General features: G+C 66.7%; 13 protein-coding genes and 1 pseudogene. 13 read left to right on the plus strand and 1 reads right to left on the minus strand.

Annotated elements, in window-relative coordinates:
* Window positions 1-441 (minus strand): annotated as a pseudogene (locus tag FV228_RS09925) (hypothetical protein); the annotation flags it as partial.
* Between the two features lie 394 nt (window positions 442-835).
* Between FV228_RS09925 and FV228_RS09930 the strand changes: the two are divergent.
* The 13 genes from FV228_RS09930 (at window position 836) to fliF (ending at window position 11,414) form a co-directional block, all read left to right on the plus strand.
* Window positions 836-1,516, plus strand: coding sequence for a response regulator transcription factor (locus tag FV228_RS09930; RefSeq protein WP_147854473.1), 681 nt, complete (start codon window positions 836-838; stop codon window positions 1,514-1,516).
* Window positions 1,517-1,935: 419 nt separating this feature from the next.
* Window positions 1,936-2,316, plus strand: coding sequence for a flagellar basal body rod protein FlgB (flgB, locus tag FV228_RS09935; RefSeq protein WP_147854474.1), 381 nt, complete (start codon window positions 1,936-1,938; stop codon window positions 2,314-2,316).
* A gap of 2 nt (window positions 2,317-2,318) precedes the next feature.
* Window positions 2,319-2,735, plus strand: a complete 417-nt coding sequence (gene flgC, locus FV228_RS09940) for a flagellar basal body rod protein FlgC (protein WP_147854485.1) — start codon at window positions 2,319-2,321, stop codon at window positions 2,733-2,735.
* Window positions 2,735-3,067 (plus strand): flagellar hook-basal body complex protein FliE, encoded by a 333-nt coding sequence (locus FV228_RS09945; RefSeq protein WP_147854475.1) that lies wholly within the window; start codon window positions 2,735-2,737, stop codon window positions 3,065-3,067. The genes flgC and FV228_RS09945 overlap by 1 nt, the downstream gene beginning before the upstream one ends.
* A 99-nt stretch (window positions 3,068-3,166) precedes the next feature.
* Complete coding sequence (gene flgG, locus FV228_RS09950) at window positions 3,167-3,955, plus strand: flagellar basal-body rod protein FlgG (protein ID WP_147854476.1); 789 nt, start codon at window positions 3,167-3,169, stop codon at window positions 3,953-3,955.
* Between the two features lie 4 nt (window positions 3,956-3,959).
* Entirely contained in the window at window positions 3,960-4,457 is a 498-nt protein-coding gene (flgA, locus tag FV228_RS09955) for a flagellar basal body P-ring formation chaperone FlgA (protein WP_147854477.1), read from the plus strand.
* Window positions 4,457-5,566, plus strand: coding sequence for a flagellar basal body P-ring protein FlgI (gene flgI / locus FV228_RS09960; RefSeq protein ID WP_147854478.1), 1,110 nt, complete (start codon window positions 4,457-4,459; stop codon window positions 5,564-5,566). Before flgA ends, flgI begins: the two co-directional genes overlap by 1 nt.
* A complete protein-coding gene (locus tag FV228_RS09965) occupies window positions 5,563-6,153 on the plus strand; it encodes a MotE family protein (protein ID WP_147854479.1) in 591 nt (196 codons plus the stop codon). The genes flgI and FV228_RS09965 overlap by 4 nt, the downstream gene beginning before the upstream one ends.
* Window positions 6,150-6,848, plus strand: coding sequence for a flagellar basal body L-ring protein FlgH (gene flgH / locus FV228_RS09970; protein WP_147854480.1), 699 nt, complete (start codon window positions 6,150-6,152; stop codon window positions 6,846-6,848). Before FV228_RS09965 ends, flgH begins: the two co-directional genes overlap by 4 nt.
* Window positions 6,849-6,870: 22 nt before the next feature.
* Window positions 6,871-7,353 carry a flagellar basal body-associated FliL family protein gene (locus tag FV228_RS09975; RefSeq protein ID WP_147854481.1) on the plus strand — a complete coding sequence of 161 codons (483 nt, stop codon included), beginning with the start codon at window positions 6,871-6,873 and terminating at the stop codon, window positions 7,351-7,353.
* 58 nt (window positions 7,354-7,411) lie between these two features.
* Window positions 7,412-8,149 (plus strand): flagellar type III secretion system pore protein FliP, encoded by a 738-nt coding sequence (fliP, locus tag FV228_RS09980; RefSeq protein WP_147854482.1) that lies wholly within the window; start codon window positions 7,412-7,414, stop codon window positions 8,147-8,149.
* 279 nt (window positions 8,150-8,428) lie between these two features.
* Complete coding sequence (locus FV228_RS09985) at window positions 8,429-9,598, plus strand: flagellin (protein WP_147854483.1); 1,170 nt, start codon at window positions 8,429-8,431, stop codon at window positions 9,596-9,598.
* Between the two features lie 178 nt (window positions 9,599-9,776).
* Window positions 9,777-11,414 carry a flagellar basal-body MS-ring/collar protein FliF gene (gene fliF / locus FV228_RS09990; protein WP_147854484.1) on the plus strand — a complete coding sequence of 546 codons (1,638 nt, stop codon included), beginning with the start codon at window positions 9,777-9,779 and terminating at the stop codon, window positions 11,412-11,414.
* Window positions 11,415-11,554 lie beyond the last annotated feature (140 nt).

The raw sequence follows: 11,554 nt of genomic DNA on the forward strand, positions 1-11,554 counted from the left end.
GCTCCCGGCCGGGCCGACGGCCTGCGCCCCGGACGCCTGCCCGTCGGGCGCCACAGGGCGGAGCATGGGATCGCCGACCCGGAAGGCGTGGCTGTTGCGCCAGCTCCGGATGACGACGACCGCCTGAGCGGCCGGCGCCGGGAGCAGGAAGCAGCGGCGGATGACGACGGTGCGCATGTCCGCGTCCCGCCCCCGGCTCGGACCGGCGAGCCAGTCCCCCTGCATGTCGATCGCGGTCCGGGCGAGACCCGGGACCTGGGCGAACTCGATCCCGGACCCGTCCTGGGCCAGGAATTCCAGGCCGAGCGCCGCGAAGTCCTTGGCGTCCGCCGCCGCCTCGGCCGCCGCGCAGAGCACATATGCGGAAAACTCATACCAATGGTCGGCCGGTAACGGACCGAACGTCAGGACGAGCCGCGACCAGCGGTTTCTGTTGCCCACGACATGATCCGCAGCGGTTGCAGAGCTGGAATTCGCGCCCGGCCGTACGGACACCGGCAAGAAGACGTGCGGTTCGCTCATAGGATGTGTGGAACTCGCGGCATTTCGAGCCTCCATTTCAAAGTGCTCGGGTCAAGATCAAGATCTGGCCGGAATTGAAGATCCCGGCAAGAGACCCGCATCGATCGAAATAAATATCTTCAAATTGAATCAAAAAACACAAACCCTCCTGAATTTCTCCAATGGCATCAGGATCACACCAGGCATAAATCCGGTTGGAACCATTGACGCCATGTGTCGTTCCGGCCATTTAGATTCACGAGGCAAATGAATGTTTGCTTCAAACCATGTCTCCATCATTCTCTGGAATGATCAGCTGTGGAGTTCCGGGATAATGTACGTCATTGTCGATGAAAGACCGATGGTGACCGATGGATACGTCGCGAGCTTCGCCCGAGAGGGCATCTCGTCGGTCGGATTATTGGATTCCGATTTCAAGGGCTGGCTACAGACGGCTCCGGCGACGGATCTGGACGCGGTCCAGGGCTTTCTCCTCGGCGATTGCGAGCAGCGCCCCGATCTCCCGGAACTCATCCAGAAGCGGTCGCGGGCGCCGATCATCGCCATGCTCGAGACGCGCTGCCTGACGGAGACCCTGAACCTGTTCACGGCCGGGATCGACGATGTCGTCCGCAAGCCGGTCCACGTGCGCGAGATCCTGGCGCGGACCGAGGCGGTCTGGCGGCGGTCCCATCGCGGGGCGGTCAAGGAGGCGGCTGCGGACCGGACCGAGCGGCTGAGAGTGTATTTCGACGGTCGCGACCCCGACATCGACGGGGAGAAGATCGCCCTGCCGCGGCGCGAGCGCCAGATCCTCGAGTTCCTGGTCCGCAACCGGGGGCGGCGGATGACCAAGGAACAGGTCTTCAACGCCGTCTACGGCGCGTTCACGAGCGATGTCGACGAGAGCGTGGTCGAGGGTCATATCAGCAAGCTGCGCAAGAAGCTCCGCCAGAAGCTGAGCTTCGACCCGATCGAGGTACGCCGCTACCTCGGCTACGCCTTCGTCAGCTGATCGCCGGGCCGCCGCGTCCGGCCCGGACAAGTCAGCCCCCTCGCACCGAACCCTGCCGCCGCGCGAAGGCGGTCCTGCGACCTGCCTCGGCGGCCCGCGGCCGACCCGCCGGCGCGGTCAAGCAGGCCGACGGGCAGCCGGATCGGAACCGATCCTGCAACCGCGGGCGCCCATCGGCCGAAACATCCGCCCGCTCGAGACCCGTCATATCGAGGGTCGCAGGGCTTCGGCAAGAGAGGGAGGCGGCAGGCAGACGGCTCGTCGCAAGCTTCGGACAAGACTGATCGTGCAAAACCCGATCCCGAAGATCACGGCGACCAATAGCCCATCCCGTTTCAAACGCATCCGGCAAGACCTGGTTCCGGATGGATCTGAGGCCGGATCACCGTATTGCTGCCAGTCCGGAGAGCCGACAGGTTATGAACCCGATCTTTCTGCTCAATCTTGCCTCACGGCAGCTCCAGCATCTGTCGACGCGCCAGGCCGTGATCTCCGGCAACATCGCGAATGCCAACACGCCGGGCTATCACGCCCGGGACCTGACCCCGTTCAAGGACATGCTGGACAAGACGACGCTCACGATGGCGGCGACGCAGGCCGGCCATTTCGCGATCGACGGTCCCACGGCGCGGCCGGCCCGCCCGACTCAGGCCGACGGCTGGGACGTGGTCCATTCCGGCAACTCGGTGAACCTCGAAGAGCAGATGATGAAGTCGGGTGAGATCAGCCGCGATCAGGCGCTGAACACCGGCATCGTCAAGGCTTTCAACCGCATGCTGTCCCTGAGCGTGAAGTCATGAGCCTGATCGATCCGCTCGTCGCGTCCTCAAGGATCGCCGCCACCGGGATGGGCGCGCAATCCGAGCGCATGCGCGTGGTGGCCGAGAACATCGCCAACGCGCAATCCACCGGGACGACGGCGGGCGCCGACCCCTACGCCCGCAAGACCATCACGTTCCGCACCGCCCTGGACCGGGCCTCCGGCACCGCCGCGGTGGCGGTGCGCCAGATCGGGCAGGACAAGGCGCCGTTCCGGGTCGAGTACGACCCCGGCAACCCGGCGGCGGACGCGAACGGGACGGTGAAGCTTCCGAACGTGAACATGCTGATCGAGATGGCCGACATGCGCGAGGCCAACCGCTCGTATGAAGCCAACCTCCAGATGATCAAGCAGACCCGCTCGATGGTCTCGAGCATCATCGACCTTCTGAGGCCGTGATGATCCAGTCCCTGTCCGCCCTCTCGAGTCTCACCGACAAGACCGCCGTCTTCGGCGTCCCTCAGTTCGGCCTGGCGACGCCCGGCACCGCCGCCGCCGCGCCCGCGGGGGCGGCGTCCAGCTTCGGCGACCTGCTGACCCAGATCGCGGGCCAGACGCGGGATACTGTGAAGGCCGGCGAGGCGGCGGCCATCTCCGGCATCCAGGGCAAGGCGTCGACGCAGTCCGTGGTCGAGGCGGTGATGTCGGCCGAGCAGAGCCTGCAGACCGCGGTCGCCATCCGCGACAAGGTCGTCGCCGCCTACCAGGAAATCGTCCGCATGGCGATCTGACCGCGCGCCCTGCGCCGGAGAGGCGGGCCTCTCCCCAAGGCGAAGCGCGCGCGGACGTCGCTCGAACACCGTCAAACATCCGGCCGTAAGGACGTCACCATGAGAGCGCTTGCCATCGCGGCCACGGGCATGAATGCCCAGCAGCTGAACGTCGAAGTCATCGCCAACAACATCTCGAACCTGAACACCACGGCGTTCAAGGGCGCGCGGGCCGAGTTCAAGGACCTGATCTACCAGGCCGAGCGGCCGGCGGGCGTCCCGATCCAGGCCGGCGAGGCGGCGATCCCCGAGGGCGCGATGCTGGGCCTCGGCGTCCGGAACTCGGCGATCCGGAACCTGCATCGGCAGGGCCCGCTCGCCAACACGACGAACCCCCTCGATCTGGCGATCAACGGGCGCGGCTGGTTCCAGGTCACCATGCCGAACGGCGAGATCAACTACACCCGGGCCGGCTCGTTCAACAAGAACGCCGACGGGCGCCTCGTCACCGCGGAGGGCTACAGCGTCGATCCGGCGATCATCATCCCGCAGAACGCCGTCGACGTGGTGATCAACGAGACCGGCCAGGTGATGGTGAAGCTCGACGCCCAGCCGCTCCCGCAGACGATCGGCCAATTGGCGCTCGCCAACTTCGCCAACGATGCCGGGCTCGAGCCGCTGGGCAACGGCCTGTACCGGGAGACCCCCGCCTCCGGCCTGCCGGTGACCGGGGTCGCCGGCGATCCGGGCTTCGGCAAGATCCAGCAGGGCTACCTCGAGAACTCCAACGTCGACCCGGTCCGGGAGATCACCAACCTGATCTCGGCCCAGCGGGCCTTCGAGATGAACTCGAAGGTGATCCAGGCCGCGGACGAGATGGCCGGCACCGTCTCGAAGGGCATGCGCTGAGATCATGATCCGGGGATATCCTTTCGGGAGACGGTGCGTCGCGGGCACGGCTCGGGGGCTGCGCGCGGCCTGCGCGCTCGGCCTCGCGGCCGCTCCGGCCGCCGCCGCGGAACAGACGTTCCCGGTGCCGGTGGCGACGATCTACACGGGCGACGTCATCAAGCCGACGATGCTGCGGGACCAGACCTATCCGGAGAACTTCAAGCCGCGGATGCCGGCGGTCGAGACGGCCGCGCGCGCGGTCGGCAAGGTCGCGAAGCGGACGCTCCTGCCCGGCGAGGTGATCCCGTCGGGCGCCCTCGACGAGGTCAAGCTCGTGACCCGCGGGTCGCCGACCGTGATCGTGTTCGAGGAGCGCGGCATGGTCATCTCGACCCTGGGCACGGCGCTCGCGAACGCCACCGTGAACGAGCCGGTCACCGTGCGGAACACCGCCACCGGCCGCCTGATCCAGGGCGTCGTCCAGCCCGACGGCCGCGTGAAGACCGGCGGGCAGCCGTGATGCGCCGCCTGCTCCCCCTGCTCCTGATCGGCCTCGGCCTCGGCCTCTGGTCGGCGCCCGCCCTCGCGGCCACGCGGATCAAGGACATCGCGGCGCTCCAGGGCGTCCGCGACAACCAGGTGGTCGGCTACGGCCTCGTCACCGGCCTGCAGAGCACCGGCGACACCCTGCGCAACTCGCAGTTCACGGAGCAATCCCTGCAATCGATGCTGGACCGGCTCGGCATCAACGTGCGCGACCAGCGGATGCGGACCCGCAACGTCGCGGCCGTGATGGTGACGGCCAACCTGCCGGCCTATGTCGAGCCGGGGTCGCGCATCGACGTCAGCGTGAATTCGCTGGGCGACGCGACCTCCCTGCGGGGCGGCACCCTGCTGATGACGCCGCTGGCCGGCGGGGACGGGCAGGTCTACGCGGTGGCGCAGGGCGCGCTCGCCGTCTCCGGCTTCAGCGCGACCGGCCAGGCCGAGTCGCTGGTCTCGGGCGTGGCGACGGCGGCCCGGATCCCCAACGGCGCGCTGGTCGAGCGGGCGGTGGCGGGCACGTTCCGGGACCTGCCCGGCATGTCGCTGGAGCTGAAGAACCCGGATTACCGCACCGCCATCCTGATCTGCGACGCCATCAACGCCTACACGCTCCAGCGCTACGGGCGCCGCGCCGCGAGCCCGCGCGACTACCGCACCGTGGTGCTGACCCGCCCCGGGCATGTCGGGCGCACGCGGTTCATGGCCGAGATCGGCGAGTTGTCGGTTCAGCCGGATACACCGGCGCGGGTGGTGATCGACCAGCGCACCGGCACCGTGGTCATCGGCCGGAACGTGCAGATCTCCACGGTGGCGGTCACCCACGGCGACCTGACGGTCCGGATCACCGAGACCCCGCAGGTGTCGCAGCCGGCGCCGTTCTCCGACGGGCAGACCGCGATCGTGCCGCGGACCGACATCAACGCCGCCGAACAGACCGCCCGCCTCGCCGTGGTCTCGGGGCCCGACCTGCAGAGCCTGGTCCGCGGCCTCAACAATGTCGGCATGAAGCCGACCGACGTGATCGCCATCCTGCAGGCGGTGAAGACGGCGGGGGCCCTGCAGGCGGAGCTGGTGATCCAATGACCGTCCCGGTCCGCCAGCGCCGCGCCGGCCTGCGCCGCCGGTTTGCCCTCGCCCTCGCGGCGGCGGCCCTCCTGCCGGCTGCCGAGGTCGCGGCTCAGCAGAAGCCGGGCGAGCAAGCGCAGCAATATTGCAGCAGCATCGCCAATGCCGCCGCCGATGCCCGGTTCGCCTGGCAGAAGGAGACGCTCACGGCGCTGTCCAAGGACATCGAGGTCCGGATCGGCCAGCTGGAGGCCAAGCGCGCCGAGTACGAGGAATGGCTGAAGCGTCGGCAGATGTTCCTCGCCAAGGCGGACGAGAGCGTCACGGCGATCTACGCCAAGATGAAGCCCGAGGCGGCCTCGCAGCAGCTAACCGCCATGGACAGCGAGGCGGCGGCGGCGATCCTGACGCGGCTCGACCCGCGCGCCGCCAGCGCGATCATGAACGAGATGGAGCCCGGCCGGGCGGCGCGGCTGGCCAACGTCATCACCAACACCCCGAAGAAGGCGGCGCCGCCCCGGCCCGAGCCGGCTCCGAGCACCCCGCCCGAATCCGGTTCGGACGCGGGGAGCCCCCAACCGCAGAACAGTGAGAAATCAGGATGAAGCGGCTGGCTGCCATCGCGGCTCTGTGGACCCTCGGGGCCTGCGCGACCCCCGTCCAGGAGATCGGCCGCGCCCCGGCGATGAGCCCGGTCGGGCTCGGGATCAACGCGAATCACGACGCCGTGCCGCCGCTGTTCACCGCGACGCAGCGGTCGGGCTACCATTCGACCTGGGCACAGCAGAGCGCCGACCTGTTCCAGGACCCGCGCGCCAAGAACGTCGGCGACGTGCTGACCGTGATGATCGAGATGAACGACAAGGCGCAGTTCGACAACGCGACCGACCGGTCCCGCGATTCGCGGTCCAAGATGAGCCTCGACGTCGAGCTCGACCTGTTCGGCCTCAACCCGGAATCGAAGAACAAGTACGAGGTCAACGGCAACACCTCGACCAAGGGTCAGGGCTCGATCGACCGCAAGGAGCAGCTCCGGCTCTCCGTCGCGGCCATCGTGACGAACGTGTTCCCCAACGGCAACATGATGATCAGCGGCTCCCAGGAGGTGCGGGTCAATTACGAGATCCGCGTCCTGAACATCGCCGGCATCGTCCGGCCGCGGGACATCTCGCGCAAGAACACCATCGACTACGACAAGATCGCCGAGGCGCGGGTCTCCTATGGCGGCCGGGGCCGCCTGATGGAGGTGCAGCAGCCCGGCGCGGTGCAGCAGGTCTACGACCTGGTCGCGCCGTTCTGACACGACCGCGGAAACCCGACTCATGGCGTCCGATGCCGAGCCTCCGCGCTCCAAGCTCCGCTGGCTGCTCCTGCTCGCCGGGCTCACGGTCCTGGCGATCGGGGTCGGGGGGGCGAGCGGCCTGTTCATGATCTCCACGATCGAGAAGGCCGTGACCGAGCGGAGGAAGCTCGAGGACGAGCAGGTCCAGAAGGTCGTCGCCTACGATACGAGCTTCGGCGTGACGAATATCGGCACGGTGGTGACCAACCTCGCCACGCCCAGCGACGTCTGGATCCGGCTCGAAGCCTCGATCGTGACCAAGACCGGAACCTTCCCGAATCCCGATCCCATCGCGGCCGAGATCCGCCAGGACCTGCTCGGCTACCTGCACACCCTGTCGATCGCGCAGATCGAAGGGCCGAGCGGCCTCGCCCACCTGCGCGAGGATCTGACCGAGCGGGTCCAGCTGCGGTCCAACGGCCAGGTCCGCGGCTTCTTCATCGAGACGCTCGTCGTCCAATAGGCCCCTGTCCGGCCGCATCGGGGATGCGCGTCCGGCGAACATCAGGATCGGTCCCGCCATGCTGCGCCGCGTCGTCCTCGCGGGCTCGCTGAGTCTCGTCGCCACGGCGGCGAGCGCCCAATCGTTCAGCCTGGATCAGGTCCTGCCGCCCGGGAACGGGTCGATGAGCGGGAAGATGATCCAGCTCATCGCGCTGCTGACCGTGCTCTCGGTCGCGCCGGGCCTCCTCGTGATGATGACGAGCTTCACGCGATTCGTCGTGGCGCTGTCGTTCCTGCGCTCGGGGCTCGGCCTGCAGGGCGCGCCGGCCAACATGGTGCTGATCAGCCTGTCGCTGTTCATGACCTTCTACGTGATGGGCCCGACCTTCGACCGCGCCTGGCAGGACGGCGTCCGCCCGCTCACCGAGAACCGGATCTCGGAGGAGGAGGCCTTCGCCAAGGTGACCGAGCCGTTCCGGGCGTTCATGCTGACCCATGTCCGCCCGAAGGACCTCGACACCTTCGCGGACATGGCGGCGGCCGCCTATCCGAAGGCGCAGCCCGGCAGCAAGACCGACCTCCGGGTGCTGATTCCGGCCTTCATGATCTCCGAATTGCGCCGCGGCTTCGAGATCGGCTTCCTGATCGCGCTGCCCTTCCTGGTCATCGACATGGTGGTGGCGGTGATCGTCATGGCGATGGGCATGATGATGATGCCACCGACGGTGTTCTCGTTGCCGTTCAAGGTCTTGTTTTTTGTATTGATCGACGGGTGGAATCTATTGATCAGCGGACTCGTAAGATCTTATTTTTGATTTTTTAACGATTGCAAGACAAAAAATACGCCTTCGGCATGATTCATGGCCCGATCATGAGCGCCACTGTTGACTTGCCGTTGAAAACCCTGCATCCCGTTTCTGTCGATGGATGGTTGATCGAGCCGGGAACGGCGATCCGGTCAGACATTCGATCGCGAGATCGATAGCGGATTGATCGCGTGTTTGGCACGCTGGATCAAAGGCATGACGCCGCCCTGCTATGCCGGTGAAAATCCGACATGTCCCCTGACTATCTTCCTCTGAAGGGACATCTTTATGTCGAGTCTGTTGACAAACACCGCCGCGCTGACGGCGCTTACCACCCTCAAGCTTACCAACCAGACGCTCGAAGATTCGAGCAACCATGTCGCGACCGGCCTGAAGGTCGCCACCGCCAAGGATAGCGCCGCCTATTGGTCGATCGCCACCACGCTGCGCTCGGACAACGGTGCCACCAGTTCCGTAAAGGACGCCCTCGGCCTCGGCGGGAACTCCGTGAACGTCGCGTCTCAAGGCCTGACCAAGGCAACGGAACTCCTGACCACGCTGCAGAAGCTGGTGGCCGGTGCTTCGTCCGTAAGTGAGGACCGGTTCCAGATCCAAGGCCAAATCGATGCCGTGGTGAAGCAGCTGAAGCAGGTCGCGACTGGCGCGTCACAGAGCGGCGAGTCGTGGCTGTCGGTCGATTCCACCACAGGCAACGGCTATCAGGCCAACCGCAAGATCGTGTCGTCCTTCACCCGGATCGACGGCAACATCTCGATCGACAGCATCACGGTCCGCGTGGACGACATCAAGCTTTACGACAAGAACCGCACCGATGGCGCTGCGGGCACGGACGCGGATGCGACGGGCGGCACGACCTGGAATACCGCTCAGACCTCTTGGAAAACGGCGCAGGATACGTATGCTGGCAGCAAGCAGACCGATACCGACTTGACGACATACAAAACGGCAAAGGCGACATACGACAAGGCCAAGAAGGACTACGAAGCCGACCTCGTGGCCAAGAACAACTCGGCCAAAGCGGGCACCGACGGTACTGGCGGCCTCTTGGACAAGCAGTTCGCAGTTTTCGGCGCCGACAATAACGGCTACCTGAAGCAGTATCAGCTGTCGATCGATACAATCAGCATCACTGACGTGAATGCCACCGACCTTAGCAAGGTCCGTGCCTATACTGCACTCATTGACAAGGTTCAGAAGGCTGTCGTCAGCGCAGCCGGCTCGCTTGGCTCCATTCAAAGCCAGGTCGCCTCGCAGCAGAACTTCCTCGACTCGCTGACGAAGACCAACGCGAGCAGCATCGGCACGCTGGTGGATGCGGACATGGAAGAGGAGTCGACCCGACTGAAGGCCCTTCAGGTCCAGCAGCAGCTCGGCGTGCAGGCGCTCACGATCGCCAACACCTCCACCCAGCAGATCCTGAGCCTGTTCCGCGGCTAAGTTCCGGGTCCCTGACCCTTACGAGCCTCATCGCTTCGGTCTGAGGCGGGCCGCGCATCTTCGGGTGCGCGGCCCTTTTGTTTGTGTTGGCCTGCCGGGCGCCACCTCCGCGCAAGGTTGATCCGGCAGGCTGGTGCCGAGCCACTGCGGTGGAAGCGGTGGAAGCTGAGTCGTGTCGATGCCCGGTCGTGAGCACCTCGAAAAGCTATGGACCAATATCCTGGAGCTTGGCCCGCGGCGGCTGATCGCCCTGGGCCTCGTGGGCCTCACCGTGTTCGTGACCGTGGGCCTGGGCGCCTATTACCTCAGCCGCCCGCTGCGTGAGCCCCTCTATACCGGCCTGAGCCGCGACGACGTCGGCCGCATGGCCGCCGTGCTCAAGGATGCCGGCGTCCCGTTCGACGTCAGCTCCGACGGCACCGCCCTCCTGGTCAGCTACGGGCAGACCGCCCAGGCCCGCATGCTGCTCGCCGAGAAGGGCCTGCCCCAGAGCGGCAAGGCCGGATACGAGCTGTTCAACGACCTGGGCTCGCTGGGCCTGACCTCGTTCATGCAGGACATCACCCGGGTCCGGGCCCTCGAGGGCGAGATCGCCCGCACGGTCCAGACCCTCAAGGGCGTCAAGGCCGCCCGGGTCCATATCGTGATGCCCGATCCCGGCTCGTTCCGCCGGGAGCAGCAGCCGGCCTCGGCCTCCGTGGTGGTGCGCACGGAGCCCGCCAACGATCCCTCGACCGCGCCCGCCATCCGCCAGCTGGTGGCGGCGGCCATCCCCGGCATGAAGCCCGACAAGGTGACGGTGCTCAACACCGACGGGACGATCCTGCTGTCGGGCGACGACGCCACCACGGCGCCGGCCGGCCGCATGGCGACCCTCGAACAGCTCACCAACCGCGAGATCCAGGACAACATCCGCCGGACGCTGACGCCCTATCTGGGGACCAACAATTTCGAGGTCAGCGTCGTCGCGCGGCTGAACACGGACAAGACCCAGACCAACGAGACGCTGTTCAACCCGGACCAGAAGGTCGAGCGCGGGACCCGGGTGATCAAGGAGACGGAGAACTCGCAGAACCGTGCCGCCCAGCGGCCGACCACCGCCCAGCAGAACCTGCCCAACCAGAACGTCCAGTCCGGCGGCGGGGAGAATTCGACGTCTGAGAGTCAGCGCCGCGAGGAGCAGACGAACTACGAGATCTCGTCGAAGACGATCCAGACCGTCAGCGACGGCTACTCCGTGAAGAACCTGTCCGTCGCCGTGCTGGTGAACCGCTCCCGGCTGGAATCGCTGGCCAACCCCGGGGGCAAGGATACCGGCAAGATCGAGCTGGAGCCTCGGATCGCCGAGATCGAGCAGCTTGTCGCCTCCGCATCGGGGTTCAACAAGGCGCGCGGCGACCAGATCAAGGTGGCGGCGGTGAGCTTCGTCAACGAGGGCCAACCCCTCGCCCCCGTCCCCCCGCTCGGGATCGGCGACGTCCTGATGCGCCAGTCCGGCACCCTGATCAACGCGGCCACGATCCTGATCGTCGGGTGCCTGCTGATCTGGTTCGGCCTGCGTCCGGCCGTCAACGCGATCCTCGCCCGGTCGCCGGAGACCGAGACGGAGCTGGCGCTGTCCGCTCCGGAGGCGGACGCCCTCGAGATGTTCCAGGCGGAGCAGGGCGCCCTGTCGGAGGAGCCCAATCTCATCGAGGACCTGACGGAGCGGATGGCGCACTCGCCGATCCGGAAGCTCGAGCAACTGGTCGAACTCGATGAGGAGCAGGTCGCCAACATCCTGAAGCAGTGGCTCAGCCGCGACGAGGCCGCGTGATGGCTGACGCCCCCCCCGTCTGGACCGTCTTCTCGGGATCGGGCCAGCGCTCCTCCTCGACCCTGGCCGCGCTGATTCCCAAGCGCGTGGATCCGGTGCCGCCGCCGGCGCCGGCCCCGAGCCCGCCGGACGTGGACGCC

This window comes from Methylobacterium sp. WL18, assembly GCF_008040015.1.
Taxonomy (GTDB): domain Bacteria; phylum Pseudomonadota; class Alphaproteobacteria; order Rhizobiales; family Beijerinckiaceae; genus Methylobacterium; species Methylobacterium mesophilicum.

Excerpts from the sequence above, each read along its gene's own strand:
- flgH (WP_147854480.1), top strand. The coding sequence starts at position 6,150 with ATGAAGCGGCTGGCTGCCATCGCGGCTCTGTGGACCCTCGGGGCCTGC.
- fliP (WP_147854482.1), top strand. The coding sequence starts at position 7,412 with ATGCTGCGCCGCGTCGTCCTCGCGGGCTCGCTGAGTCTCGTCGCCACG.
- FV228_RS09945 (WP_147854475.1), top strand. The coding sequence starts at position 2,735 with ATGATCCAGTCCCTGTCCGCCCTCTCGAGTCTCACCGACAAGACCGCC.
- flgG (WP_147854476.1), top strand. The coding sequence starts at position 3,167 with ATGAGAGCGCTTGCCATCGCGGCCACGGGCATGAATGCCCAGCAGCTG.
- fliF (WP_147854484.1), top strand. The coding sequence starts at position 9,777 with ATGCCCGGTCGTGAGCACCTCGAAAAGCTATGGACCAATATCCTGGAG.
- flgA (WP_147854477.1), top strand. The coding sequence starts at position 3,960 with ATGATCCGGGGATATCCTTTCGGGAGACGGTGCGTCGCGGGCACGGCT.
- FV228_RS09965 (WP_147854479.1), top strand. The coding sequence starts at position 5,563 with ATGACCGTCCCGGTCCGCCAGCGCCGCGCCGGCCTGCGCCGCCGGTTT.
- FV228_RS09975 (WP_147854481.1), top strand. The coding sequence starts at position 6,871 with ATGGCGTCCGATGCCGAGCCTCCGCGCTCCAAGCTCCGCTGGCTGCTC.
- FV228_RS09930 (WP_147854473.1), top strand. The coding sequence starts at position 836 with ATGTACGTCATTGTCGATGAAAGACCGATGGTGACCGATGGATACGTC.
- flgI (WP_147854478.1), top strand. The coding sequence starts at position 4,457 with ATGCGCCGCCTGCTCCCCCTGCTCCTGATCGGCCTCGGCCTCGGCCTC.
- FV228_RS09985 (WP_147854483.1), top strand. The coding sequence starts at position 8,429 with ATGTCGAGTCTGTTGACAAACACCGCCGCGCTGACGGCGCTTACCACC.
- flgB (WP_147854474.1), top strand. The coding sequence starts at position 1,936 with ATGAACCCGATCTTTCTGCTCAATCTTGCCTCACGGCAGCTCCAGCAT.